The 24,504-nt window shown below is 73.8% G+C and carries 22 protein-coding genes; 16 read left to right on the top strand and 6 right to left on the bottom strand.

What is annotated here, in order from left to right:
• Window positions 1-166: 166 nt before the first annotated feature.
• Complete coding sequence (locus AMK19_RS24705) at window positions 167-2,692, top strand: phosphatidylglycerol lysyltransferase domain-containing protein (protein ID WP_073815375.1); 2,526 nt, start codon at window positions 167-169, stop codon at window positions 2,690-2,692.
• A 90-nt stretch (window positions 2,693-2,782) separates the two neighbouring features.
• On the top strand, window positions 2,783-3,400 hold the full coding sequence (locus AMK19_RS24700; RefSeq protein WP_073815373.1) for a class F sortase: 618 nt from the start codon (window positions 2,783-2,785) through the stop codon (window positions 3,398-3,400).
• Window positions 3,401-3,459: 59 nt separating this feature from the next.
• Here the strand turns inward: AMK19_RS24700 and AMK19_RS24695 are convergent, their stop codons facing one another.
• Complete coding sequence (locus tag AMK19_RS24695; protein ID WP_073815371.1) at window positions 3,460-3,969, bottom strand: SsgA family sporulation/cell division regulator; 510 nt, start codon at window positions 3,967-3,969, stop codon at window positions 3,460-3,462.
• Between the two features lie 260 nt (window positions 3,970-4,229).
• Here AMK19_RS24695 and AMK19_RS24690 point away from each other — a divergent pair, with 260 nt between their 5' ends.
• From AMK19_RS24690 to AMK19_RS24675, 4 genes are all read left to right on the top strand, one after another.
• Complete coding sequence (locus AMK19_RS24690) at window positions 4,230-5,357, top strand: RNA polymerase sigma factor (protein ID WP_073815369.1); 1,128 nt, start codon at window positions 4,230-4,232, stop codon at window positions 5,355-5,357.
• 184 nt (window positions 5,358-5,541) lie between these two features.
• Entirely contained in the window at window positions 5,542-7,365 is a 1,824-nt protein-coding gene (locus AMK19_RS24685; protein ID WP_073815367.1) for a DEAD/DEAH box helicase, read from the top strand.
• Window positions 7,366-7,798: 433 nt separating this feature from the next.
• A complete protein-coding gene (locus AMK19_RS24680; RefSeq protein WP_073815366.1) occupies window positions 7,799-8,449 on the top strand; it encodes an IclR family transcriptional regulator in 651 nt (216 codons plus the stop codon).
• 68 nt (window positions 8,450-8,517) lie between these two features.
• Window positions 8,518-9,351 (top strand): hypothetical protein, encoded by an 834-nt coding sequence (locus tag AMK19_RS24675; RefSeq protein ID WP_241844559.1) that lies wholly within the window; start codon window positions 8,518-8,520, stop codon window positions 9,349-9,351.
• 44 nt (window positions 9,352-9,395) lie between these two features.
• Here the strand turns inward: AMK19_RS24675 and AMK19_RS24670 are convergent, their stop codons facing one another.
• From AMK19_RS24670 to AMK19_RS24660, 3 genes are all read right to left on the bottom strand, one after another.
• Window positions 9,396-10,166, bottom strand: a complete 771-nt coding sequence (locus AMK19_RS24670; protein ID WP_073815363.1) for an IclR family transcriptional regulator — start codon at window positions 10,164-10,166, stop codon at window positions 9,396-9,398.
• A gap of 159 nt (window positions 10,167-10,325) precedes the next feature.
• Window positions 10,326-10,820 (bottom strand): Lrp/AsnC family transcriptional regulator, encoded by a 495-nt coding sequence (locus AMK19_RS24665; protein WP_241844558.1) that lies wholly within the window; start codon window positions 10,818-10,820, stop codon window positions 10,326-10,328.
• Between the two features lie 91 nt (window positions 10,821-10,911).
• Window positions 10,912-11,520: a hypothetical protein gene (locus AMK19_RS24660; RefSeq protein ID WP_073815359.1), complete on the bottom strand. Its 609-nt coding sequence runs from the start codon at window positions 11,518-11,520 to the stop codon at window positions 10,912-10,914.
• 168 nt (window positions 11,521-11,688) lie between these two features.
• Between AMK19_RS24660 and AMK19_RS24655 the strand changes: the two genes are divergently transcribed.
• The 3 genes from AMK19_RS24655 (at window position 11,689) to AMK19_RS24645 (ending at window position 15,457) form a co-directional block, all read left to right on the top strand.
• Complete coding sequence (locus AMK19_RS24655; protein WP_073815357.1) at window positions 11,689-12,393, top strand: response regulator transcription factor; 705 nt, start codon at window positions 11,689-11,691, stop codon at window positions 12,391-12,393.
• Window positions 12,394-12,410: 17 nt separating this feature from the next.
• Complete coding sequence (locus tag AMK19_RS24650; RefSeq protein ID WP_083647330.1) at window positions 12,411-13,793, top strand: sensor histidine kinase; 1,383 nt, start codon at window positions 12,411-12,413, stop codon at window positions 13,791-13,793.
• A 248-nt stretch (window positions 13,794-14,041) separates the two neighbouring features.
• A complete protein-coding gene (locus tag AMK19_RS24645) occupies window positions 14,042-15,457 on the top strand; it encodes a glycosyltransferase 87 family protein (RefSeq protein ID WP_143200369.1) in 1,416 nt (471 codons plus the stop codon).
• Between the two features lie 136 nt (window positions 15,458-15,593).
• Here the strand turns inward: AMK19_RS24645 and AMK19_RS24640 are convergent, their stop codons facing one another.
• Complete coding sequence (locus AMK19_RS24640) at window positions 15,594-16,013, bottom strand: SsgA family sporulation/cell division regulator (protein WP_073815356.1); 420 nt, start codon at window positions 16,011-16,013, stop codon at window positions 15,594-15,596.
• Between the two features lie 382 nt (window positions 16,014-16,395).
• On the opposite strand from AMK19_RS24640, the gene AMK19_RS38210 reads away from it, so the two are divergent.
• Together AMK19_RS38210 and AMK19_RS38205 are read left to right on the top strand one after the other, a co-directional pair.
• Window positions 16,396-18,036 (top strand): RDD family protein, encoded by a 1,641-nt coding sequence (locus tag AMK19_RS38210; protein ID WP_073815354.1) that lies wholly within the window; start codon window positions 16,396-16,398, stop codon window positions 18,034-18,036.
• A 152-nt stretch (window positions 18,037-18,188) separates the two neighbouring features.
• Entirely contained in the window at window positions 18,189-18,869 is a 681-nt protein-coding gene (locus tag AMK19_RS38205; RefSeq protein WP_073815353.1) for an RDD family protein, read from the top strand.
• A 123-nt stretch (window positions 18,870-18,992) separates the two neighbouring features.
• Here AMK19_RS38205 and AMK19_RS24625 read toward each other — a convergent pair whose 3' ends face one another.
• A complete protein-coding gene (locus tag AMK19_RS24625; protein ID WP_143200368.1) occupies window positions 18,993-19,280 on the bottom strand; it encodes a hypothetical protein in 288 nt (95 codons plus the stop codon).
• A 322-nt stretch (window positions 19,281-19,602) separates the two neighbouring features.
• Between AMK19_RS24625 and AMK19_RS24620 the strand changes: the two genes are divergently transcribed.
• The 5 genes from AMK19_RS24620 to AMK19_RS24600 all read left to right on the top strand — a co-directional run bounded on the left by AMK19_RS24620 (window position 19,603) and on the right by AMK19_RS24600 (window position 24,439).
• Window positions 19,603-20,292 carry an endonuclease V gene (locus AMK19_RS24620; RefSeq protein WP_073815349.1) on the top strand — a complete coding sequence of 230 codons (690 nt, stop codon included), beginning with the start codon at window positions 19,603-19,605 and terminating at the stop codon, window positions 20,290-20,292.
• A gap of 142 nt (window positions 20,293-20,434) precedes the next feature.
• Entirely contained in the window at window positions 20,435-20,893 is a 459-nt protein-coding gene (locus AMK19_RS24615; protein WP_143200367.1) for a hypothetical protein, read from the top strand.
• A 73-nt stretch (window positions 20,894-20,966) separates the two neighbouring features.
• Window positions 20,967-22,409, top strand: a complete 1,443-nt coding sequence (locus tag AMK19_RS24610; protein WP_338015810.1) for a WXG100 family type VII secretion target — start codon at window positions 20,967-20,969, stop codon at window positions 22,407-22,409.
• 92 nt (window positions 22,410-22,501) lie between these two features.
• Entirely contained in the window at window positions 22,502-23,896 is a 1,395-nt protein-coding gene (locus AMK19_RS24605; protein WP_083647301.1) for a S8 family serine peptidase, read from the top strand.
• An 87-nt stretch (window positions 23,897-23,983) separates the two neighbouring features.
• A complete protein-coding gene (locus AMK19_RS24600) occupies window positions 23,984-24,439 on the top strand; it encodes an HIT family protein (protein WP_073815344.1) in 456 nt (151 codons plus the stop codon).
• Window positions 24,440-24,504: the final 65 nt, after the last annotated feature.

Below are 24,504 nucleotides of genomic sequence, written 5' to 3'. Positions count from 1 at the left end.
GTGCGCCGGGAAGGACGCCCCGGGGTACGGATGACCGGGGGACGCCACGCCGAACAGCTCACCTGTTCGGCGCACCCGGTCGGAGCGGCACCGGCGTCGCGGAGTTGACCTGGCATCAGATGGCACGGACCGGATCGGACCGAGGACACGGAGGTCGCACCCGCCGATGTGGCAGTCAGTGCTGGACGCCTACCGGGACCGGATCGTCGACACCGGACGGGAGCCGCTGTTCCTGCTGCTGCTCGGCCTGGTGCTGTCGTTCCTGTTCATCCGGATCAGCACCCGGCTGATCCGCGCCCAGGTCCGCTGGTGGCCCGGGAACGTCGCCCCCGGCGGGCTGCACATCCACCACGTGGTGTTCGGCCAGGCCCTGCTGCTGGTCTGCGGCGTCGCCGCGTTCGCGCTGCGCGGCGACGGCGGCTCCTGGTGGAACCTGCTCGGCTTCGGGTTCGGCGTCGGCTGCGGACTCGTGCTGGACGAGTTCGCGCTGGTGCTGCACCTGAAGGACGTCTACTGGTCCACCCAGGGCCGCACCTCGGTGGACGCCGTGATGCTCGCCGTCGCCACCATCGGACTGCTGCTGCTCGGCGAACTCCCGCTCGGCGGATTCGCCCGCCACCCCGACGGGCCCACCCTGGCCGGGGCCTGCGGGCTGCTCGCCCTGGTGGTGGTCAGCCTGCTCAAGGGCAAGACCTGGACGGGGCTGCTCGGCATCATGCTCTGGCCGCTCGCCCTGGTCGGTGCGGTCCGGCTGGCCCGGCCGCAGAGCCCGTGGGCCCGCTGGCGCTACCGGGCCCGGCCGCGCCGGCTGGCCCGCGCCGAGCGGCGCGAGGAACGCATCCACCGCCGCCTGGTCTCCGCCAAGACCGCCGTCTACGACCTGCTGGCCGGCACCCCCGACGCCGACCTCGACCCCGCGGCGCCCGCGAGAGCGGCGGAGCCCGCGCCGGTCCGACCGCCCGCCGTCGAGCCCGAGCCGCCCGCGCCGTTCGAGCCGCCCGCGCCGCCCGCGACCTGGCGGCTGCGCTGCGCCGCCTTCGCCCAGTGGTACCTGCGGATCGTCACCCTGATCGACCTGCTCGGCGCGGTCGTCGCCCCGTTCCGCGCGCAGGTCCAACGGGTCGACCGCGGCGAGTACTTCACGCCCGCGCTGGTCACCCCCGGGTTCACCACCGCGCTGCTGGCCGGGCTGCTCGCAGTGATGCTGCGCCGCCGCAAACGCGCCGCCTGGATCGCCGCGGTGGCCGTCGTCCTGGTGCACGCCGGGCTGTACGCCCTCGCGCTGGCCTTCCCGGAGTTCCGCGCCCACCCGTTCAACTGGTTCTCCGTCGCGCTCACCCTCGCCGTGCTGCTGGCGCTGCTGCTGAGCCGGCCGGTGTTCCGGGTGCGCGGCGGGCGCGGCAACCTGCCGCTGGCCGCCGCCGTGCTGGTGCTCGGCGGGGCGTTGCTCACCGGCCTCGGCGCGGTCGCCGTCCGGGTCGGGCACACCGACGGCGTGCCGGACTGGGGCGAGGCCGCCCGCTACGGCCTGCTGCGGCTGGTCACCCTCTCCGGCGTCGTCCGGGTCACCGGGGTGGACGTGCCGCGCTGGATCGACCTCGCGCTCAACCTGCTCGGCACCGCCCTGCTGCTGCTCACCCTGCGGATCCTGCTGCGTTCCCCGCTCGGCACCGACTGGCAGAGCCCCGAGGAGGAGGCGGAGCTGCGCCGGCTGCTGGAGCGGCACGGCGGACGGGACTCGCTCGGGTACTTCGCGCTGCGCCGCGACAAGGCGCTGTGCTTCTCGGCGAGCCGCAAGGCCGCCGTCGCCTACCGGGTGGTCAACGGCGTCGCGCTGGCCTCCGGCGACCCGATCGGCGACCCGGAGACGTGGCCGCAGGCCATCGAGGAGTGGCAGCGGCAGGCCCGTGCGCACGCCTGGATTCCCGCGGTCACCGGCGCCGGCGAGCGGGGCGGCACCGTGTACGCCCGGGTGGCCGGGCTGCGGGCGCTGCACCTCGGCGACGAGGCGGTGGTCGAACCGGCCCGGTTCACCCCGGACGACCCCGGGCTGCGGCAGACCTGCGCCCGGGTCGAGCGGGCCGGGTACCGGGTGGTGGTCCGCCGGCACCGCGACATCCCCGTCGAGGAGTTCGCCGACCTGGTGCGGCTCGCCGACGCCTGGCGGCACGGCCGCACCGAACGCGGCTACTCGATGGCGCTCGGCCGGCTCGGCGACCCCGCCGACGGCGACTGCCTGATCGCCGAGTGCCGCGACGAGGCCGGCCGGACCGCCGCCCTGCTGTCCTTCGTCCCGTGGGGCGAGGACGGGCTGTCGCTCGACCTGATGCGGCGCGACCGGGAGTCCGACCCCGGGCTGGTCGAGTACACCGTGGCGCGGCTGCTCGAACAGGCCCGCGACGGGATGCCGGCGGTGCGGCGGGTGTCGCTGAACTTCGCGATGTTCCGCGAGGTCTTCGAGGAACGGCTCGGCGCGGGGCCGGTGCTGCGGCTGTGGCGCGGGGTGCTGCGGTTCCTGTCCCGCTGGTGGCGGCTGGAGGAGCTGTACCGGGCCAACGCCCGCTACCGGCCGTACTGGCAGCCCCGGTACGTGCTGTACGAGAAGACCTCCGAACTGCCCGCGATCGGCCTGGCCAACGCGCTCGCCGAGGGCTACCTGACCCGCCCCCGGCTGCGCCGCGGCCGCCGCTGAGGGCAGGTCACCCGGGCGGAACGCCGGGCGTGCCGGGCCGCCCGGCGATGGGTTGACTGGGGCCTGGTCCGGACGGTTTCGGAGGGTGCGGTGGGCGAGCGGGCGTGGGGCGGGGCGGCGCTGGCCGCGGGGGCGATCGTGGCGGGTTCGTGGCTGCTGCACGGGGGTCTGGGCGCGCTGCCGCCGGCCCCGCTCGCCGCGCAGGCGTACGACGGGACGCCGGTCGGGCCCGCCGTGCCTCCGCTGCCGTCTTCGCCGCCGGTGCGGATCCGGATTCCGGCGCTGGGCGTGGACGCCCCCGTGGACCCGCTGGGCCTGGACGGCGAGGGACGCCTGCAGCCGCCGCCCGAGGCCGACGGCAACCTGGCGGGCTGGTACCGCAGCGGCGCGGCCCCCGGGTCGAGCGGCGCGGCGGTGCTGGCCGGGCACGTCGACACCGCGCGCGGGCCGGCGGTGTTCTACCGGCTGGGCGCGCTGCGCCGGGGCGACCAGGTGGAGGTGGCCCGCGCCGACCGGGCCACCGCCTGGTTCCAGGTGGACGGCGTGGAGGTCTACCCGAAGCGCGAGTTCCCCGACACCAAGGTGTACGCGGCCACCCCCGACGCCCAGCTGCGGCTGATCACCTGCGGCGGCGGCTACACCCGCGCGGGGGGCTGGGACGGGAATGTGGTGGTGTACGCGCACCTGGTGCGCACCCAGCGGGCCTGACGAGTGACCGGCGGACCTGACGGGCACTCGGCGGGCCGGGCGGGGACCCGCCCGGGGCGTCAGGCCAGCAGCTGGGCGAGCGCCCGGTCGCAGTCCAGGTGCCGCAGCTCCTGGCCCTCCGGAACGGCCAGGTGACTGCGCCACACGAAGCGGCGCAGGTCCGCGCGGGCGAACTGGAGCAGCGCGACGCCCTCCGGGGAACGCAGTTCGACCATGGTGCGCATGCCGAACGCGGGCCGGACCCGGACGTCGCCCTCGCCGACGGCCAGGTCCAGGCCGGCGGAGAGCAGCTGGCGGGCGAACACCCACTCGATGTCCGGCACCGACCGGTCGGCGGGCGCGGCGGGCGCGGCGGGCGCGGCGGTGTCGAACGGGTCGTCGGGGTTGTGCGGGCCGTGGGGGTCGTACGGATCGGCGTCCAGCGCGTATTCGGCGGGGAAGAGCATCCGGACGGCCAGCGGGTCCTCCGCGCGGTAGCGCAGGGTGACCCGGAGCAGGACGGAGCGGTGGGTGCCGAGGATCAGTCGGGCCTGGGTGTGTTGTTCGATCGACGCGGGGGCTGCGGACACGACGTTTCCTCCGGGAGGTGGGGGTGCGACCGGTGTCGCCTTCCGAGATGTAGAGAGTCGGGAGGGGTAGGAGGAATTACACCGGTTTTGGGGCCATTTCCCGTGATCTGCGCCACATCGACGGGGATCAGTCGGTCATTTCGCCCACCTGGTGCGGGGGTTGTGTGTTCGGCCGCTCGGCTGCCCGGGCAGGATCGCGGGAGTCGACCGGGCCGCCGCCGGTCCGGCCGGGCAGGGAGGACAAGATCACCGATTCGTCAGTGCGGACCGCCGAGCGCCCGCCGCACACCAGCTACACCGAGCTCTACCGCAGCCACCACCCCGGCCTGCTGCGCTACGCCGGCCGGCTGACCGGCGGCGACCGCTGGCAGGCCGAGGACCTGGTCGCCGAGGCCCACCTGCGGGTGTGGCGGCGGCTGGCCGCCGGGCAGCGGATCGAGGACCCGCGCGCCTACCTGGCCACCACCGTCCGCCACCTGGCCGCCGCGCCGGTGCGGGAGACGGCCCGGCCCGAGGTGCCCGGCGGGGAGAGCGAGGACCCGGCGGCGACGGTGGCCGAGACCGACCGGATGCGCCGCCTGCTCGCCCAACTGCCCGAGCGGTGGGCGCACGCGCTGTGGCTGGCCGAGGTGGAGGGGCTGCCGCCCGGCGAGATCGGGGCCCGGCTCGGGGTGCGGCGCGGCGCGGCCGCCGTCCTGGTGCACCGCGCCCGCGAGGGCCTGCGGCTCGCGTACCTGCGGGCCTACCCGGGCAGCCCGCGCGACCGGGCCTGCGCCGGGCACTGGCGGACGCTGGCCGGGCACGCCCGCGGCCGGGCCGGACGGCGGGCCGAGCGGCAGGTGGAGCACCACCTGCCGCACTGCGCGGACTGCCGCCGCAGGCTCGCCCTGCTGCGCCGGGTCAACCTGGGCCTGGCCGGGCTGGTGGGCACCGCGATGGCGCTGCTGGCCGCGCTGGTGGCGCCCCCGGCGGGCGGCGCCGGGCTGCGCGGCGGCGAACCCGGGTGCGAGGTCGGCCACCGGATCACCGCGCAGCCGGGCGTCCGGTTCCTGGCCCGGCCGGCCGTCCGCAACACCTCCGACCGGCCGGTCGGCGGCTGGACACTGGGCCGGCCGCCGGCCGACGGCGAGTACCTGGTGGCACCCAGGCCGGGCGTCGGGCAGGTCCGCGAGGTGGCGGGGGCGGTGCTGCTGGAGGAGGGCTCCGTCCTGCGGCCGGGGGCCGGGCAGGCCCGCGAGGTGGCGGGGGCGGTGCTGCTGGAGGAGGGCTCCGTCCTGCGGCCGGGGGCCGGTGCGGAGAGCGCCTTCACCGGCGTCGCGACACACCCGTTCGCCGTCCCCGACGCGATCACGGTGAACGGCCGACCGTGTCGAGTGAAGGTGTGGTGAGGGTCGCGCGGGCGGAGTGGGACGCGCGCCACAGGGGCACGCCGTCGCCGCGGTCCGCCCCCCGGAAGGGGCTAGGCTGGGCGGGTTCCACGACCGCCCGCCGACCGCGGGTCAAGGGCCTCGCACAGGCTCTGACCTGCGACGACCCCGTTCGGAGACCGTGACTACCGCCGCCTCCTCCTCGATGGCCCCGCTGTTCTCGCACGTCGACAGCTCCCACCCCCGCCCCACCGGCACCTCCGCCGCCGCGCACCTCTCCCCGGCCTTCCCCGGCCGTGCCCCCTGGGGCACCGCGGGCAGGCTCCGCGCCTGGCAGCAGGGCGCGCTGGACAAGTACATCGAGAAGCAGCCCCGGGACTTCCTGGCGGTTGCGACGCCGGGTGCCGGAAAGACCACCTTCGCCCTGACCCTGGCGTCCTACCTGCTGCACAACCACCTGGTGCAGCAGATCACCGTGGTCGCGCCCACCGAGCACCTGAAGAAGCAGTGGGCCGAGGCCGCCGCCCGGATAGGCATCCGGCTGGACCCGGCGTACTCCTCGGGCCAGCTGTCGAAGGACTACCACGGCATCGTGGTCACCTACGCGGGCGTCGGCGTCAACCCGATGCTGCACCGCAACCGCACCGAGGCCCGCAAGACGCTGGTGATCATGGACGAGATCCATCACGCGGGCGACTCCAAGTCCTGGGGCGAGGCCTGCTTCGAGGCGTTCGAACCCGCCACCCGCCGGCTCGCGCTGACCGGTACGCCGTTCCGCTCGGACACCAACCCGATCCCGTTCGTCGGCTACGACGCGGGCAGCGACGGCATCCGCAAGTCGGTCGCCGACTACACCTACGGCTACGGGCACGCCCTCGCCGACCACGTGGTCCGACCGGTGATCTTCCTCAGCTACTCCGGCAACATGCGCTGGCGCACCAAGTCCGGCGACGAGCTGGAGGCCCGGCTCGGCGAGCCGATGACCAAGGACCTGATCGCCCAGGCCTGGCGCACCGCGCTGTCCCCGCAGGGCGAGTGGATCCCGGCCGTGCTGCAGGCCGCCGACCGGCGGCTGACCGAGGTCCGCAAGGGCATCCCGGACGCTGGCGGCCTGGTGATCGCCACCGACCAGACGGTGGCCCGCTCGTACGCCAAGATGCTCCGCGAGATCACCGGCGAGAAGGTCGCCCTGGTGCTCTCCGACGAGACCGAGGCGTCCAAGCGGATCTCCGACTACGCGGCCGGCGACTCGCGCTGGATGGTCGCGGTCCGCATGGTGTCCGAGGGCGTCGACGTGCCCCGGCTGTGCGTCGGCGTGTACGCCACCTCGATCTCCACCCCGCTGTTCTTCGCGCAGGCCGTCGGCCGCTTCGTCCGCGCCCGCAAGCGCGGAGAGACCGCCTCGGTGTTCCTGCCGACCATCCCGATGCTGCTCGGCTTCGCCAACGAGATGGAGTTGCAGCGCGACCACGTCCTGGACCGGCCCAAGAAGGAGGGCGAGGGCCTGTTCGACGAGGAGGACCGGCTGCTCGCCGAGGCCGAGAAGGCCAACGACGGGCCGGACACCGGGAGCGAGGAGTTCTCCTACGAGGCGCTGGGCAGCGACGCGGTCTTCGACCGGGTGCTGTACAACGCCATGGAATTCGGCATGCAGGCGCACCCCGGCAGCGAGGAGGAGGAGGACTACCTCGGCATCCCGGGCCTGCTCGAACCCGACCAGGTGCAGATGCTGCTGCAGAAACGTCAGCACCGGCAGATCCAGCGCTCCAAGGCCCGCCCCGCCGAAGAGGCCGACCTGATCGAACTGCCCGCCGAGCAGCGCCCGGTGGTCACCCACCAGGAGCTGCGCGAGCTGCGCAAGGAGCTGAACGCGCTGGTCGCCGCCTGGCACCACCGCACCAGCCAGCCGCACGGCACCATCCACAACGAGCTGCGCCGCGAGTGCGGCGGGCCGCTCACCGCGCAGGCCACCGCCAACCAGCTGAAGGCGCGGATCGGCCGGATCCGGGAGTGGGCGACCCGGGCCTGACGACGGGCGAACGGCCGGCGCCCCCGACCCGCGGACACCCGCGGGCGGGGGCGCCGGCCGTTCGCGTGTCCGCGCCCGCCCCGCAGCAGCGGAAGGCCGCTGTCCGGCTACCGGTCAGATATCGAACACCTGATCGGTTACGCCCGTAGTTTTGTGTGTCTTGTCCGTTTTTTCATCGCGACTTTCCAACGATGTGGATCGGATTTTGAACAAGCACTTCCGCAGCGCACCTCCCGTTCACTAGCGTCTCCCCAACCCCGTCCGGGCCCCACCCCGCAGCCCGGCCGGAGCAACCGCGGAGCCCAGCGACCGGCAGACCACGCCGAGGCCGGACTCCCACGTCGGACATTCGTCTGACGTGTGATCAATTCCGGTACTGCCCAAGGCAGTTGTGCCGTATGGTCGGACTCGCCGCGGAAAGGATTTGGCGTTCGTGACTGCTGAGACCTCCCAGACCCTGGACCGGGGTGTCCGGGTACTGAAACTGCTCGCCGACTCCGAGCGCGGGCTGACGGTCACCGAGCTGGCCGCCCGACTGGCCGTCAACCGCACGGTGGTCTACCGCCTGCTGGCCACCCTGGAACAGCACGGGCTGGTCCGCCGGGACATCGGCGGCCGTGCCCGGGTCGGCCTCGGGGTGCTGCGCCTGGCCCACCGGGTGCACCCGCTGCTGCGCGAGGCCGCGCTGCCCGCGCTGCGCTCGCTCGCCGAGGACCTCGGCGCCACCGCCCACCTCACCCTGGTCGACGGCAACGAGGCGCTCGCCGTCGCCGTGGTCGAGCCGACCTGGACGGACTTCCACGTCGCCTACCGCACCGGACTGCGCCACCCGCTCACCGAGAGCGCGGCCGGCCGGGCGATCCTGGACGCCCGCGGCTTCCCCGGCCAGCGCCGCCCCGACCAGGGCTTCGTGATCACCCGCGCCGAGGAGCAGTCCGGCGCGTGCGGGGCCGCCGCCGCACTGATCGGCCTGAGCGGCATCGAGGGCAGCGTCGGCGTGGTGATGCTCAACGGCCTGGTGCCCGAGCGGGTCGGCCCGCGCGTGGTGGAGGCCGCCACCGAGGTCGCCGACGCGCTGCGCTGAACCGGCCGGGGCCGGCCGATCCGCGAGGCCGCCCCGGGTGGGGGCCCCGGTGTGTTTGGATGCGGGGTGTGCCTTCGAAGACCCTGCCCCCGGCCCTGACCGCCCCGCGCAGCCGCGCCCTCGCCCTGTGCGCGCTGCCGGTGCTGGCGCTGTTCGCGGTGGCCGCGTTCGTGCCGCTGCCCTTCACCCTGGAGTCGCCGGGCCAGACCGCCGACACCCTGGGCGCGGTCCGGGTCAAGGACGCCCAGGGCGCGGAACAGACCGTCGAGGTGCTCACCATCACCGGGGCGCCGCAGCGCCAGACCGCCGGGAACCTGCGGGTGGTGACCATCGAGGCCACCGTGCCGGGCCGGCGCAACACCCTGTGGGACTCGCTGGCGGCCTGGGTCGACCCCGAGCGGGCCGTGGTGCCCACCGCGGAGGTCTACCCGCAGAGCGACCCGAAGAAGGCCAACGAGGTGACGCAGCAGCAGATGACGCAGTCCCAGGACAGCGCCACCATGGCCGCGCTCAGCTACCTGCACCTGTCGCCGGAGCAGGTGAACGTGCAGATCCAGCTCGGGGCCATCGGCGGGCCGAGCGGCGGCCAGATGCTGGCGCTGGGCATCATCGACAAGATCGCCGGCGACGGCAAGGGCGGCGACCTCACCGGCGGGATGAACATCGCGGGCACCGGCACCATCGACGCCGACGGGCGGATCGGCCAGGTCGGCGGCATCCCGCTCAAGACCCAGGCGGCGCACGCGGCCGGTGCCACGGTGTTCCTGCTGCCGCGCAGCGAGTGCACCCAGGGCAAGGTCAACACCCCCGACGGGCTGCGGCTGGTCCCGGTCGACACGCTGGCCGAGTCGATCGCCGCCCTCCAGGCGGTGCGCGAGGGCGGCGCCGTCCCGCACTGCTGAACCGGACCGGCCGGGCCCCACCCCGCAGCCCGACCGGACAGGCCCTACACGCCGAACGCCGCCGTCACCAGCTCCTCGCCGACCCGGGTCCGCAGCTTCTCGGCCACCGCCGTCAACCGGTGCGCCTGCGAGAGCGGCAGCGCCACCCCGATCGCCGCCAGGTCGCTGCCCAGCACGATCGGCACCGCCGCCCCCACCAGGCCGAGTTCGTACTCCTGGTACTGGGTGATCGGCGCCGCCCGTTGCGGCCCCGGCCCGGGCAGCAGTGGCAGTTGGGCGGGTTCGCGCAGGGTGTACGGAGTGAACGGCACCATCGGGTGGCGGGCCAGGTGCGCCCGGCGCTCCTCGGCCGACATCAGCGCCAGCAGGGTCTTGCCGCTGGCGTGGGCGTGCGCGCCGATCCGGAAGCGCTCCGGATCGACGATGTTCGCCCCCGGCGCGGCCCGGGCGGCGACCAGCTCGACCTCGCCGTCCTTGTACCGGGCGTAGTGCACGGCGGCGTGCAGCTGGTGCGCGATCCGGCCGAGCACCCGGTCCAGTCGGCTCCGGCCCGCCTCCGGACCGTCCAACGGCTCCTCCGGGCTCAGCCCCGACACCGCCGGCCCGGTGCGGTAGCGGCCCTCCCGGCGCTCCAGGTACCGGTCGTGCACGAGGGTGCGCAGCAGGTGGTACGTGGTGCCGAGGGCCAGCCCGGTGTCCCGGGCGAGCTGCTTGGCGGTGGCGCCCGCCGGGTGCTGGGCGGCGGCCTCCAGCAGTCGGAGGGCGCGTTGGGCGGAGGCGATGAGGGTGGGCGCCTCCGCGGTGACCCGCCTCATTGCGGCGTCCCGGCGGCGGGAGCGGTCGGCGGCGGGCCTTGGGAGAGGGTTGCCCCGGGGTTCGCGATTGCGTTCAATGCGTGCACGAGCCATAGGCATATGCCATAAATCCGCTGCCGTCACCCGTGGACACGCCAAAAGCTGGACAAGGGCTCGCCGTCAGACCCCCTCCGGCGCCCCCGCGGCCTGCTCCACCAGGGGCAGGATCCGGTACGGCACCGGATTCTCCAGGGCGATCGCGGTGGACGCCCGGACGATGCCGTCGAAGCCGACCACCCGGTCGATCACCCGCTGCAGGTCCGCGTTCGACCGGGCCACGATCCGCACCAGCATGTCGCCGTGCCCGGTGATGGTGTGCAGCTCCAGCACCTCCGGCACCGCCGCCAGGTGCGCCCGGACGACCGTGCCCTGCCCCTGCGAGATCTCCAGGGTCGCGAACGCCGTCACCGGGTAGCCCAGCGCCCCCGGGTCCACCTGCGGGCCGAACCCGCCGATCACCCCGCGGGCCTGCAGGCGGTCCAGCCGGGCCTGCACCGTGCCGCGCGCCACCTGCAGGCGGCGCGAACACTCCAGCACCCCGATCCGCGGCTCCTCGGCGAGCAGCCGGATCAGTCTTCCGTCCAGCGCGTCGATGGCTTCGGGCTGCGGGGGCACGGGCGGCTCCTCGGTGGTGCGGGCGTCGACCGACATTGTGCGGTCGGCACCGGCCCCCCGTCAGCCCCCGAGGGCCTGTCGTGGGCGCGCGTCACCCCGGGTCCACCTGCACGTTCGGCTCGAAGCCGTTCCAGGTCACCCAGACCGAGGAGACCCGGCCGTCCTTGCTGAAGTTGATCCGCATCCACTGGTCGCCGTGCCAGACCTGCATCGTCCAGCCCGCCTCCGGGGTCGCCGACACCAACCGGACGTCGTGCTGACGGATGTCGAGCGCCACCCGGCCGCCCGGCATCAGGTAGCTGCGTACCGTCCCGGTGGTGCTGCTCGGCGTGGACTGGATCGACGCCGAGCCGTGCGACGGCCCGGCCTGGGACCGGGTCGCGCTCGGCGTCGGGTCCGCGCTCGGGTCCGGACCGGGGTGCGGGGCCGACGAGGTGCCGGAGGACCCCGGGGCGCCGGAGCCGCCCGGGCCGCCGGTGGGGCCCGGGCCCGGGGCGGAGGGCGGGTCGCCCGTCGTCGGGGCCGTCGGCGGGGTCGCCGCCGGACCCGGGTGCGGCGGGCCCGTCGCCGGCAGTGGCAGCGCCACCGGTCCCTCGAACTCCGTGTCGGCCAGCACCGCGTGCACACCGAGCCAGGACAGCGCCACCGCCGCCCCGGTGGCTGCCGTCCAAGCACCCAGTTGAACCCATCCGCTCCGCATTTGCGGGCCATCCTGCCGTACTCAGGTCACGAGCAGGTCAGTGCCCCGGTCAATCCTCAGCAACCTTGCAGATCACGGATCCAGAGGACCCGTCAGACAACGGGATCGCGCCACCCCTACCCCCCGAGGTACAGACCAGTTGGTCCCGATGCCGTACCGTGCAGCCCCATGGCAACAGTGCTTGTGGTCGAGGACGACCCCTTTGTGCGTTCCGCCCTGATCCGCCATCTGGCCGAATCCGGCCACGCCGTGCGCTCCGTCGGCACCGCCCTGGAGGCGCTGCGCGAAGTCGCCCAGGTCGGCTGCGACCTGGTGGTCCTCGATCTGGGCCTGCCCGATCTGGACGGCAGCGAGGCGCTCAAGATGATCCGCGGACTGACCAACGTACCGGTCATCATCTCCACGGCCCGCGACGACGAGGCGGAGATCGTCCGGCTGCTGAACGACGGCGCGGACGACTACCTGGTGAAACCGTTCTCCGGGGAGCACCTCACGGCCCGGATGGCCGCCGTCCTGCGCAGACTCGGCGGCGGCTCCCTGATGGCCCCTCAGATCCTGCGGGTCGGCGGCCTCGCCATCGACCCGCAGCGCCGCGAGGCCCTGCTCGACGGAGAACGGCTCGACCTCACCCGGCGCGAGTTCGACCTGCTGGCCTTCCTCGCCGCCCGGCCCGGCGTGGTCGTCCCGCGCAAGGAGATCCTCGCCGAGGTGTGGCGGCAGACCTACGGCGGCGACCAGACCATCGACGTCCACCTGTCCTGGCTGCGCCGCAAGCTCGGCGAGACCGCCTCCAGCCCGCGCTACCTGCACACCGTGCGCGGCGTCGGCGTCCGGCTGGAAGCGCCCTCGGAACCGGTCGGGTGCGCGCCATGAAACGCCTGCTCCGCTCGCTGCGCTGGGCGATGGTCAAGGCGGCCATCGCCGGCACCGTCATGGTCGCGCTGGCGTTCCTGATCCCGCTCGGCCTGGTCGTCCAGCACACCGCCCGCGACCGGGCCTTCACCGCCGCCCAACGGCAGGCCGCCGCCCTCGGGCCCGCGCTCGCCATCACCACCGACCAGGACGCCATCGCCCGCGCCCTGGCCTCCACCGACGCCGGCGCCGAGGACCGTCTCGCTGTCCACCTGCCCGGCGGCACCGTCGTCGGGCACGCCCGGGCGGACGCCGGACAGGCCGCCGCCGACGACCAGGGCCAGGCCGGGGTGCGCGGCGGCACCGTCCGCACCACCGGCGGCTACGCGCTGCTCCAGCCCGTCGCCGTCGACAACGGCCGGGTCGCGATGGTCGAGGTGTTCGTCCCCGACGCCGATCTGTCGCGCGGCGTCGGCACCGCCTGGCTGGTGCTCTCCGGCGTCGCGCTCGCCCTGGTGGCCGTCTCCGTCGGCGTCGCCGACCGGATGGGCGCCCGCATCGTCCGCTCCGCCCGCCGCCTCGCCACCGCCGCCCGTTCGCTCGGCTCCGGCAACCTCACCGTCCGCGTCCCCGTGGACGGTCCCGAAGCGGCGGGCGCACCCGAAGAACTCCGCGAAGCCGCCTTCGCGTTCAACGCCATGGCCGACCGCGTCGTCCACCTGCTCGCCGCCGAACGGGAACTCGCCGCCGACCTCTCGCACCGGCTGCGCACCCCGCTCACCGTGCTCCGGCTCAACGCCGCCGCCCTCGGCGAGGGCGACGCCGCCGACGCCACCCGGCACGCCGTCTCGCAGCTCGAACGCGAGGTCGACCAGATCATCCGCACCGCCCGCCGGCACCCCGTCGACGCGCCGCCGCTGGTCCTCGGCTGCGACGCCGTCGAAGTGGTCCGCGAACGCGTCGCGTTCTGGTCCGCCCTCGCCGAGGACGAAGGCCGGCCCTGGCAGCTGGCCGGCGACGGGGAACCGGCGCCCGTGCCCGTGCAGCGCGGCGACCTCGCCGCCGCCGTCGACGCCCTGCTCGGCAACGTCTTCCGGCACACCGCCGTCGGCACCGCCTTCGCCGTCGACCTGACCGCCACCGAGGACGCCGTGACCGTCCTGGTCGGCGACGCCGGACCGGGCTTCGCCGACCCGGCCCCGGCGATCCGCCGCGGCGCCGGCCACGGCGGCGAAGGCTCCACCGGCCTCGGCCTGGACATCGTCCGCAAGCTCGCCGAGAGCACCGGCGGCGACGTCACCCTCGGCCGCTCCGCCGCACTCGGCGGCGCCGAGATCGGGGTGCGCCTCAACACCCGCACCCAAGTCGAACTGCCGCGCCAGCAACGGCGCCGCCCCGGCCGACCGATCCGCAAGGACTGACGCAGGCCGATGACACCGACACAGCAGCTGTTACCGCGGGGGCGACAGCTGGTGTCGCTCCTCTTCCTTAAGTACTCCCTAGTACCGCCTCAGCGGCACCTCATGCCGTCCCGGGCCCGCCGTCGCGGCCCGCCCGCCCGGCTCCCCGGAGCGGAACCCGGGGCGACCGCGACCGGTGGCGCGAACGAGGAGGTCGGGTAGTGTCGGCTGCTGGCCCAGCGCAGGTCGACGGCGGACGGAGCAAGACAGTGACCACGGTGCAAGCGGAACGCGCCACGCCACCCTCCGGCGGACCCGAACAGCCACCCGTCCCCGCCTGGCAGCGCACTCTCACCGCACCCGTCCGCCTGCTCGCCGACATCAACGCCGCCCTGCGCGCCGCCCCCCGGCGGCCGATGCTGACCGCCGCGGCGATCGCCCTGGTCTCGCTGCTCGGCTACGCCACCGTGCGGCACTTCGTCGGCACCTCGATGGTCGACATGATCGTCTACCGGGCCGAGGGCGCCGCCGTCGCCCACGGCCAGGACCTGTACGCGATCCGGGTCACCGAGTGGGACCTGCCGGCCACCTACCCGCCGTTCGCTGCCATGCTGTTCGTGCCGACCACCTGGGTCGGCGTCCCGTTCCTGCGCGTCGCCGTCACCGTCGGGAACCTGCTGCTGCTGACCACGCTCGCCCACCTGTCCTTCAAACTCGTCGACTGGCCGCGCCGCGAGCTGCGGCCGATCGGCGTGCTCCTGATCACCGGACTGGGCGTCTGGCTGGAACCCGTCTTCACCACCCTGCGCTACGGACAGATCAACCTCGCACTGGCCTGCCTGATCCTCTGGGACCTCACCCGCCCCGACCACGCCCGCTCCAAGGGCCTCGCCATCGGCCTCGCCGCCGGCATCAAACTCACCCCCGGCCTGTTCGCCGTCTACCTGCTGATCACCGGCCGGGTCCGGGCCGCCCTGACGGCCGGCGCCGCGTTCCTCGGCACCTTCCTGATCGGCGCGCTGGTCCTGCCGGACGCCACCCGCGGCTTCTGGACCGAGTACCTCTTCGACTCCACCCGGGTCGGCAAGACCGTCATCGTCGACAACCAGTCGATCAGCGGCATGGTCGCCCGCCTGCTGCACACCGAGAACCCCGGACTGCCCGCCACCGCGCTCGCCGCCCTGGTCGCCGTCGGCGGACTCGCCGTCGCCGCCTGGGCGCACCGCAGCGCCGGCTGGTCGCCCCGCGCCGACGCCTGGAGCGTGTGCGCCGCGCTCGTCACCGCCGTGCTGATCTCCCCGATCAGCTGGACCCACCACTGGGTGTGGTGCGTGCCGATGCTGGTGCTGCTCGCCGCCGAGGCCGCCCACGAACGCTCCCGCCCCGCCGCCGTCCGGCGCTTCCGGTGGCGGCTCGTGTTCGGCCTGACGCTGCTCGGGTTCCTCTCCTTCGCGATGTGGATCGTCCCGCACAAGGGCGACCTGGACCTCTGGCTGCCACTGCCCAGCCAGCTGCCCGCCTCCGTCTACCCGCTGCTCGGCCTGTGCTTCCTGGCCGTCGCCGCGCTGCGCGTGGCCTCCCGCCGCCGCGCCGCCGGCACCACGCCGGCCCGCTTGCCCGCCCCGCGCACCGAGCCCGACGGGCTCGGCAGCACCGGTGCCCAGAAGGCCCCCGCGGCCCGCTGAGCGCCGGGCCCGCCGGTACGGCTGCAGCTTCCGGCACGGCCGCGGCGTCCTGCACGGCCAGTGGCCTGTGCGGGCGCGGCCTCCGGCGTTCCGACGGTCGCCGGTGGTGCGGGCGCGGCCTGCGGTGTGCGGCCGGTCACGCGAGGAGTTCGGCGAGGGAACCGTCCAGGTCCATCGCCTCCAGCTCCGCGCCCGGCGGCACCAGCCGGTGCGCCCGCTCCAGCCACGCCGCCACGACGGGCAGCGGCGCCTCCAGCAGCGCGTCGCCCGCCGGCGAGCTCAGCGCCATGCACAGCACGCTGCGCCGACCCGCCCGGGTCGGCCAGATCCGCACGTCGCCCTGACCGCACGGACGGAACGTTCCCTCCACCAGCAGCTCGCGGGCGAACACCCAGGTGACCGGCGTCCCGCTGTCCAGGTGGAAGGTCACGTACACCGCGAACGGATCGTGGCTCCCGTACGACAACCGGGCCGGCACCGAGACGCTGCGCTCCGGTGACAGCACCAGTTCCAGTTCGAGTTCCTGCTCCACCACTCCGGTCGACTGTCCGGCCATGCCGCTCACCCTCTCGCCTCCGCGCGAGGCCGCCGACCGGCCCCACACCCGAACAAGAGCGGATCGGCCGGACACTCTTACACGGGTTTCCGAGAACTTTTCCGGCGGACTTTCCGCAGAACCTTTTCCCCGCCGACCCGGTTGTTCCGGGCGGGACATTGGGGCGGTCGCGGCCCGCCGGCCGGACCACCCGACCCCCAGGATTCGTGCCCTACCACTCGCGTCCGTTCCGTACCACCGGTTCCACGAGTTCCGGTGAACCAGGCGGACCGGACCCCGCCAGGCGCTACCCTTTGTGACTGCCCGGCGACTCTCCGCCCGCGGCCCTGTTGCGCACATCCGCACACCTGCACGCCGCGGTGCCGGTACGAAGGAAGAGGCAATGACGGACCGGCCCCCCACCGCAGCACCGATGCTCGGCACGACCGTGCCCGCCGACGCCGGAGCACCCGGCTACTACCCCGACCCCTCGGTACCCGGCTTCGTCCGTTACTGGGCCGGCCACGCCTGGGTCCCCGGCACCAGCCGGGTCGCCCCCGCTCCCGGCGAACAGCTCCAGCCCCCGCGCTTCGTCGCCCGCTACATCGGCCCGCCGCCCTACACCGTCCCGCCCGGCCTCGTCCCCGCCGCGCCCACCGGCCCGCTGATCGAGACCGGCCCGATCTACCTCGACGAGACCGGCGCGCACACCGCCTTCAACATGCCCGCCCACCCCGACCCGGTCGAGCCACCGTCCGCCGCCGTCGAGCTCCGGCCGCGGAGCGTCGCACCGGGCGAGCCCTGGGCCATCACCGGCAACGGGCTCCAGCCCGCCGCCGAGTCCTGGGCGACCGCCGCCGCGCTGCGGCTGGGGCCGGTGTCGGTGCCGGAGCCGGCGGTGGTGGCGCCGCGGCGCGCCGGAGCGGGGCGGGAGGCCGCTCGGGAGGTGCGGGCCGAGGTCCGGCAGCCGGAGCCGGTGGTCGAGGAGCCGATGGCTTCGGTGATCGAGGAGGAGGTCGCGCCGCGGCCCGCGCAGCCGCTCGGGGGGACGCCCTGGCACGGGGGCGGGGGCGGCGGTGGCGGTGGCGGTGGCGGCGGTTCGGTCGGGATGTCGGCGGGGCCTGCGTCGCTGTACGAGCCGCGGCCGGAGTACGAGCGGGCAGCGCCGTACGAACCGTTGCGGGGGCAGAGTGCGGAGGAGGTGCGGGTCGACGGGGCCGCCGCCGGTTCGGGATGGCGGGCGGATCCGTGGGCGCAGCGCGGACTGATGGAGACCGGGGCGGCGCCGCGTCGGGTGTCCTGGGGCGTCGACGCGCCGTCCGCCGGGGCCCCGGCCGACGTGCCGTCGCCGGTGGAGCGGGCCGCCGCGCCGTCGCCCGTGGAGCGGGCCGTGCGGGAGCCGCGGGCGGCGCACGTCACCAGCGAGCGGGTGCGGCCGTCGCGGGAAGGTGCGGCTCGGCCGGAGCCCCGGGTCGCGTCGAGGGCCGAGCGGGTGCGCGCCGGCAGCGGCACCGGCAGCGGTGAGAGGCGGCGGGCGGCCGTGCAGGCGCCCGTTCCGGCCGGGCTCGCGGCGCGGGCGTTCGGGTGGCTGGTGGACGGTGCGGCGACCCTCGTGGTCGGGGCGGCCGTAGCGGTGCCGATGGCGGCCACGGTCTCGGCGCACGTCCGGAGGAAGATCGAACAGGCCCAGCACGCTGCCCAGTTGACCGGTCGGCAGCACCAGGTGTGGCTGCTGGACCAGACGGTGCTCGGCCGGCTGGGCGTGGTGCTCGGGGTGCTGGTGCTGTTCGCGTTGCTGTACCAGGTGCTGCCGGTCGCGCGGACCGGCCAGACCTTCGGCAAGCGGCTGGCCCGGATCCGGGTGGTCGCCGCGGGCGGCACCCGCCCGCCGGGCTTCGGGCGTGCGCTGCTGCGCTGGCTGGTGGGCGGGCTCGGCGCCCTGGTGCTGGTGGGCCTGGTCGCGCCGCTGCTGGACCGTCCGGCCCGGCGCGGCTGGCACGACCGGGCGGCCCGGACCCGGGTGGTGCGGGTGGCGCGGCGCTGACGCCGTGGTGCTGATGGGTCGTCGCCTTGACGGTGCGTCGGAGTGGCGGCCCTGTTCGCCTGCGGTGCCGGGCGCCGTCGAATGCCTCTGAAACGAAACGAAACATCGCAGATATCCCAACATCGTAGTAATCGCGGTGCTCTACTCGTCGCATGAGCACCCACGACGACCCCTCGGGGACCGAGCCGGAGGAGGGCGGCAAGCCTTCCTTCGACAAGCAGCCGCCGTCGGCGGGCAGCCCGTACGACACGCCGCCGGGCTACGGTGGCCAGTACGGTGCGCCGCCCGGATCGGGCTCCCCCTACGACAACCGGCCGCCCGGCTACGGCCCCCCGCCCGGCCAGACCCCGCCCCCCGGCGGCCCGTACGGCTCGCCCTACGGCACGCCCGGCCCCGGACCGGTCCCCGGGATGCCCGCGCTCGGCGGCTGGGGCGCGCGGATCGTCGCCCGCCTGGTCGACTGGCTGATGGTGGAGGCGCTCGCCGTCGTGGTGCTGCTGCCGTTCGCCAACTTCGCCAACCAGGACGGCTGGGTCGGCTCGGCCTGGCTCAGCTACATCTTCTACCTGATCTACGAAGGTCTGATGCTCAGCCGGGACGGCCAGACCCTCGGCAAGAAGCTGATGAAGATCCGCGTCGCGATGCTCGCCGACGGCTCGCCCCCGAACACCGGCGCCGCCTGGACCCGCGCCGCCGTCTTCGTCGTCCCCGCCCTGCTCTGCTGCGGCGCCCTCTGGTGGCCCGTCGACGGCCTGTTCGGCGTCTTCGACCGGCCCTACCGCCAGTGCATCCACGACAAGGCGGCCAAGACGGTGGTGGTCTCCACCGGCTGACGGTCCCTCGGGGGACGATTCCGGTTGGGCCCCGGGCCCGCGGCAGCCATCGACCTGCCGCGGGCCCGGGAGTCGTTCGGTGCCCGGGAGTTGTTCGGTGCGGGCGTGTCCGTCAGTGGGACTTCAGTGGGACTGGTGGGCGTACTCGGGTCGGCGGGCGGCCTGCGGGGCGGCCTTCGGGGCCGTCGGTACCCGGGGGCGGGTGGTGAGCAGGACGGCGGACAGCGTCCCGAGTGCGACCGCGAACGCCACCAGCACCGCGACCCGCCACACCCCCGTCTCCCCGGACACGGCCAGCAGGGTCACCGCGGCGGCCGTCGCGATCAGGGCGCCGAGCCCCACCTGGACCGGGCCCGGGCGGGCGACGGGGGAGCGGGTGGTGCCGGGCGGCGGGGCAGTGGGGCGCGTCATGGCGATCAACCCTTCGCGCGGGCAGGGAGACGGGGTCGGGCTCCGGTTCGGACTCCTCGGCGTTGAGCAGTAAGTTCAGCCTAACGCCAGGGAGTTGAGCTGATCGGGGGCACAGGGGGCGCACGGGCTCACGCCGGCGCTCCGCGTCGGCCGTCCCCGCCCTCGGTCCCGCCATCGGTCCCGCCCTCCGTCCCGTGCTCCCTCCCGCGCTCCCTCCCGCCCTCCGTCCCCGTCGGGCTTTCGCGAGCGATAGCGTGCACACGGACAACGCCGGGGCGGGTGGCCGCCCCGAGCCCCTGTTCCCGACCTGCCCGGAGCCCCCGTGACCGTCCCCACCCACTGGCCCACCACCGCGGAAGCCGCCCGCGCCGAACAGGAACGCCTGCGCCCCCTGGTCGTCCCCGAGGGCCCCGAACCCGCGCGCCGCCCCGGCACCCTGATCGCCGGCGTCGACGTCGCCTACGACGACGAACGCGACGTGGTCGCCGCCGCGGCCGTCCTGCTCGACTACACGACCCTCGACGTCGTCGAACAGGTCACCGCCGTCGGCCGGGTGGCCTTCCCCTACCTCCCCGGACTGCTCGCCTTCCGCGAACTCCCCGCCGTCCTCGACGCGTTGTCCCGGCTCACCCGGACCCCCGACCTGATCGTCTGCGACGGCTACGGCCTTGCCCACCCCCGCCGCCTCGGCCTCGCCAGCCACCTCGGCGTCCACACCGGCCTGCCCACCCTCGGGATCGCCAAGACCCCCTTCACCTTCACCCACCAGCCGCCCGGCGACCACCGCGGCGACTGGTCCCCGCTCCTCGACGGCCCCGAGACGGTCGGCCGCGCCGTCCGCACCCGGCAGGGCGTCAAGCCCGTCTTCGTCTCCGTCGGCCACCGCATCGGTCTACCCGAGGCCACCGCCGTCACCCTCGCGCTCACCCCCTCCTACCGCCTCCCCGAAACCACCCGCCGAGCCGACTCCCTCTGCCGCCAGGCCCTCGCCGCCACCGTCCCCACCCCCTGACCCCACCCTCCGTCACCAGGGGGCGTTTTGACGGACCGTTCCATGTGTTAGACATATGGACTGGAGCCAACTTTTTCCATCAGGCCCCAGGCGGTCGAGCGGGCAGTCCAGCGGGCAGCAGGTACGGGGGAGGTACGAGTACATGAGCACAGGCGGCAAGGGCTACCAGGTAGAGGTGGACAGCCTGCGCGCATTCGCGTCGCAAGTCCGAGGACTGCTCAAGGAGTTCGAAGACGGCGCGGGTGGCGCGAAGGTCCACGGCCAGACGGGGCTGGCGCCGACGGCGTTCGGCAGTTTCCCGGAGGCCGAGGCGTTGCACGCCAAGTACGGCGAGATGCGGGACAACCTGAAGAGGGTCCTCGATCTCATCCAGCAGGCGATCGACGAAGCGCAGCAGAATGCGGACCGGACTGCGACCAACTACGAGGAGCAGGAGCACGACGCCAGCAACCACCTGAAGCTGGCGAGTGACGGCTGGTCCACGGCGGTTCCCAATCCTGCGACCTCGACTCGGCGCACCACAGCAGCCGCTCCGCAGGCCGCGTCGCCGGTCGGGAACGTGTCACCGGCGGGCAGCGGAGAGCCGAGGCCGCAGTGGTGATCGTCGGAGACACAACGAAACTGGGTGACCGCCGAGGCGCTGTTCGACGTGAGGGGAGCCGATCGTGACCGAGATGACCAACTTCACCGCCTACAGCCATGGTCAGATGCGCACCATGGTCCAGTCGATGGACTCCGGCGCGGTCATGGCTGCCGCCGACCCCTGGCGTCGCGCCACCAGCACCCTGAAGCAGATCCGTACGGCGCTGAACACCGCGGCTGCCGACACCAGTGACTCCTGGCAGGGCGACACCAGCAACGCGTTCTACTCGCGGATGACTGAGCTTGCCAACTCCGTCAACAACGTCGCAGCCTATTCGAACGATGCGGCCAACGCGCTGGAGATGATGTCCGAGGCCATCGACAAGGCCAAGCGTGACATGCCCGAGGAGCCCGGATTCTGGGACAAGGTGGGCGACGCGGTCAGCGACACCGCCCAGCAGACGGTCGGCATCGACAACGAAGACACTCGCACTGCCGTCGCGGACTCGCGGAAGCAGGAAGCGGTTACGGTGATGCAGACGCTGGCGGCCAGCTACCGTGCCACCACCAGCTACCTGAAGCCGCCGCCCCCGCGCCTTGAGGACTCCAAGGACTTGACGCCGCCGGACAACGGTGGTGCCTCCGCTCTCGGGGCTCTGATCATGGGTGTCGGTGCCGGTCTTTCCGGGCCGAACGGTGCTGGCGCGACGGGCTCGGCCGGGTCGCGTGTTTCCGGTCAGAACTCGGTGAACAGCCGTACGCCCCAGGCCCCGAAGCTGCAGCCTGTCGTGGTGCGTCCGACCGACGCGGGTATTTCCGGTGGAACGGCCAACCCTGTTCCGCAGCCCAAGGGCCCGGGCACGGGCATTGACGGGACGCCGGGTGGAAACGGCGGTGTCCGCGGGGGCACCGGGACGATCGGTGGCACCGGTGGGGCCGGCGGGGTGCACGGTCCGTCCGGTGGTGGGCTCGGGACGACCGGCGGAGCCAGCGGCGGCCTTGGCGTCGGCGGTGGCGCGGGCGGCCTGCTCGGCGGTGGGTCCGGAATCGGCACCAGCCGTGTCGGCTTCACCGGCAACAGCGCCTCCAAGGCCGGCACCTTCGGTTCCGGTGGCCTGGGCGGCAGCAGTGGCCCGGGTGGCGGTGCTGGTGCCGGCGGCATGGGGGCTCGCGCCGGCGGTGGCCTGGGCAGCGGCGGTGCGGGCGGCGGAACCGGCATCGGCGCGCGTTCCGGTGGCAACCTGGCCGGTAAGGCCGGCGGTGTGATCGGTGACGCGACCCACGCCAACGCCGGTGGACGGGCGTTCACCGAAGGTGGGTCCGGCATCGGGCGCAACCGCTTCGGCCAGGGCGGTGCCGGTGGCCAGGCCGGTGGCCCGGGACAGGGCGGTGCCGGGCAGGGTGGCGGCATGGGCGGTCATGGCCAGGCCGGAAAGAAGGACAAGAAGCGCGGCAAGGATCGTCCGGACTACCTCGTCGAAGATGAGGAAACCTGGGCGTCCGGCGACCAGGTCAACCCGAACGTGGTGGAATGACGTTCGGTCAGTAGAACTGTCGAACACGACCGGCCGTCCCGCAGATCCGATGGTCTGCGGGGCGGCCGCTTCAACGAGTGGGGTGACGAGGCTTGACGACCAGCCGATCCGTGCGCGGTCTGGCCGCGCTTGCTGCGGGAGCCCTGGTCTGGGGCGTCAGCACCGGGCCTGCGGCGGCGGACACCATTCGCGACGGGCAGTGGGCGCTGAAGAACTACAGCGCGGCTGAGAAGGTTTGGCCGATCAGCGAGGGCAATGGGGTGACTGTCGCAGTCCTCGATACGGGCGTCGCGGACCATCCCGACCTGAGCGGTCAGGTCCTGTCCGGGACTGACTTCATGAGTCCTGGCGGGAATGGGCGTAGTGACACCGATGGTCACGGAACCGCGATGGCCAGTGTCATTGCAGGGCATGGACACGGCGACAATGCCGGGATCATGGGCCTGGCGCCCAAGGCCAAGATCCTTCCCGTGAAGATTCACGTCGGTGATGGGATCAATGTCCCGGCCGGTAGCGAGAAGGAGTTCGGAGAAGCGATTCGCTACGCAGTCGACCACAACGCGAAGGTCATCAACATGTCCTTCGGTGGCGGCACCAAGTTCGATGAGGGCTACCAGGACGCAATCAACTATGCGATCGAGAAGGATGTCGTTCTCGTCGCCAGCTCCGGAAACACCGCGGACCTGAAGATTCCCTGGCCGGCGGCGTTCCCTGGCGTGGTCGTGGTAACGGCAGTTGAGGAGAGTGGAGACCTCTGGCCGAATTCATCCACGGGGTCCGAAGTGACGCTTGCGGCTCCGGGCGACAACATCTATCACGCAAATCAGAAGCAGGGCTACAACACGGGCAGTGGCACGTCCGATGCTGCAGCATATGTCTCTGCGACTGCGGCGCTGGTGCGGGCGAAGTACCCCAATCTGTCGGCGGGTCAGGTCATCAACCGGATGATCAAGAGCGCGGTGAAGGTCAACGGCAAGGGGACGTTCCCGAACAACCAGTACGGCTACGGAATCGTGTCGCCGTCCGCCTCGCTGGCCGCCAACCCGGCGGTCGACAACGGACCGAAGGACAACCCGCTGCTTCACCGTGCAGGCGCGGACGGAGGCTCGTCCGCCAAGCCCTCCGGCGCGGCGTCCGACCCGGCGAAGACGCCGGCCGGCGGTGGTGACTCGACCGGGGCTCAGGCGAGCAGTGACTCCAAGAGCGGCAGCGGGATGCTGATCGCGGTCGGCGGCGGCGTCGTCGGTCTGATCGTCATCGTGGTGATCGTGCTGCTGGTCCGGCGCTCCAAGGGCGGCAATGGTGGCGGGCCCGGCGGGCCCGGCGGGCCTGCTGGGGGGCCGGGGTATGGGTATCCGCCGGCGCAGCAGCCCGGGGGGTACGGTCAGCCGCAGTATCCGCCGCAGCAGGGGCAGGGGTACCCGCCGCAGCAGGCGCCGTATCCGCCGCAGCAGCCGCCGGGTGGGGGGAATCCGTACCAGCGGTGAGGGTGGGTTGTTGTTGTTGACGGCCTCCTGGGGATTGGCTCTGCCGGTCCCCGGGGGGCCGTTCGGCGTTGGGGGGCAGGGGAGGCGATGGGTGTGACGGGGTGTTACGCGTGTGGGCGGGAGGCCGGGTTCGAGGGGCTGCCGTTGTACGAGCGGATCGCGGTGGACGCGCACTGGCGGGTGGTGCACGCGGTGGACTGTGCGTTGCCGGGGTGGTTGGTGTTGTTGCCGCGGCGGCACGTGGTGTCGATGGCGGAGCTGAGTGAGGCCGAGGCGGCGGCGCTGGGTGGGTGGTTGGTGCGGTTGGCGCGGGCGGTGGAGGTGGTGACGGGCTGCGAGAAGGCGTATGTGGCGCAGTTCGGGGAGGCGGCGGGGTTCCGGCACGTGCACTTCCATGTGGTGCCGCGTGGGCGGGAGTTGGCGGTGGAGTTGCGCGGGCCGCGGGTGTTCGGGTTGTTGCGGGCGGGTGAGCGGGCGGTGTCTGAGGAGGAGATGAACGTGATCGGGGGGAAGGTCGCTGCCGCGCTCGGAGAGGTGCGCTGAGGCTGGCGGGATCTCGACGGCCGGTGGCGGTGGCGCCGCTGGCGGGGTGGGGGGTGAGGGGACGA

The organism is Kitasatospora sp. CB01950 (genome assembly GCF_001905465.1).
Lineage (GTDB): Bacteria > Actinomycetota > Actinomycetes > Streptomycetales > Streptomycetaceae > Kitasatospora.
Note: the sequence above shows the minus strand (reverse complement) of the source record. Positions and strands in the feature narration are given on the sequence as shown.

What these genes read in the sequence shown, in the direction of transcription:
- AMK19_RS24640 (WP_073815356.1), bottom strand. Translation starts at nt 16,013, where the DNA reads ATGGCCGGACAGTCGACCGGAGTGGTGGAGCAGGAACTCGAACTGGAA.
- AMK19_RS24625 (WP_143200368.1), bottom strand. Translation starts at nt 19,280, where the DNA reads ATGACGCGCCCCACTGCCCCGCCGCCCGGCACCACCCGCTCCCCCGTC.
- AMK19_RS24615 (WP_143200367.1), top strand. Translation starts at nt 20,435, where the DNA reads ATGAGCACAGGCGGCAAGGGCTACCAGGTAGAGGTGGACAGCCTGCGC.
- AMK19_RS24600 (WP_073815344.1), top strand. Translation starts at nt 23,984, where the DNA reads ATGGGTGTGACGGGGTGTTACGCGTGTGGGCGGGAGGCCGGGTTCGAG.
- AMK19_RS24670 (WP_073815363.1), bottom strand. Translation starts at nt 10,166, where the DNA reads ATGAGGCGGGTCACCGCGGAGGCGCCCACCCTCATCGCCTCCGCCCAA.
- AMK19_RS24705 (WP_073815375.1), top strand. Translation starts at nt 167, where the DNA reads ATGTGGCAGTCAGTGCTGGACGCCTACCGGGACCGGATCGTCGACACC.
- AMK19_RS24685 (WP_073815367.1), top strand. Translation starts at nt 5,542, where the DNA reads ATGGCCCCGCTGTTCTCGCACGTCGACAGCTCCCACCCCCGCCCCACC.
- AMK19_RS24655 (WP_073815357.1), top strand. Translation starts at nt 11,689, where the DNA reads ATGGCAACAGTGCTTGTGGTCGAGGACGACCCCTTTGTGCGTTCCGCC.
- AMK19_RS38205 (WP_073815353.1), top strand. Translation starts at nt 18,189, where the DNA reads ATGAGCACCCACGACGACCCCTCGGGGACCGAGCCGGAGGAGGGCGGC.
- AMK19_RS24660 (WP_073815359.1), bottom strand. Translation starts at nt 11,520, where the DNA reads ATGCGGAGCGGATGGGTTCAACTGGGTGCTTGGACGGCAGCCACCGGG.
- AMK19_RS24610 (WP_338015810.1), top strand. Translation starts at nt 20,967, where the DNA reads ATGACCAACTTCACCGCCTACAGCCATGGTCAGATGCGCACCATGGTC.
- AMK19_RS38210 (WP_073815354.1), top strand. Translation starts at nt 16,396, where the DNA reads ATGACGGACCGGCCCCCCACCGCAGCACCGATGCTCGGCACGACCGTG.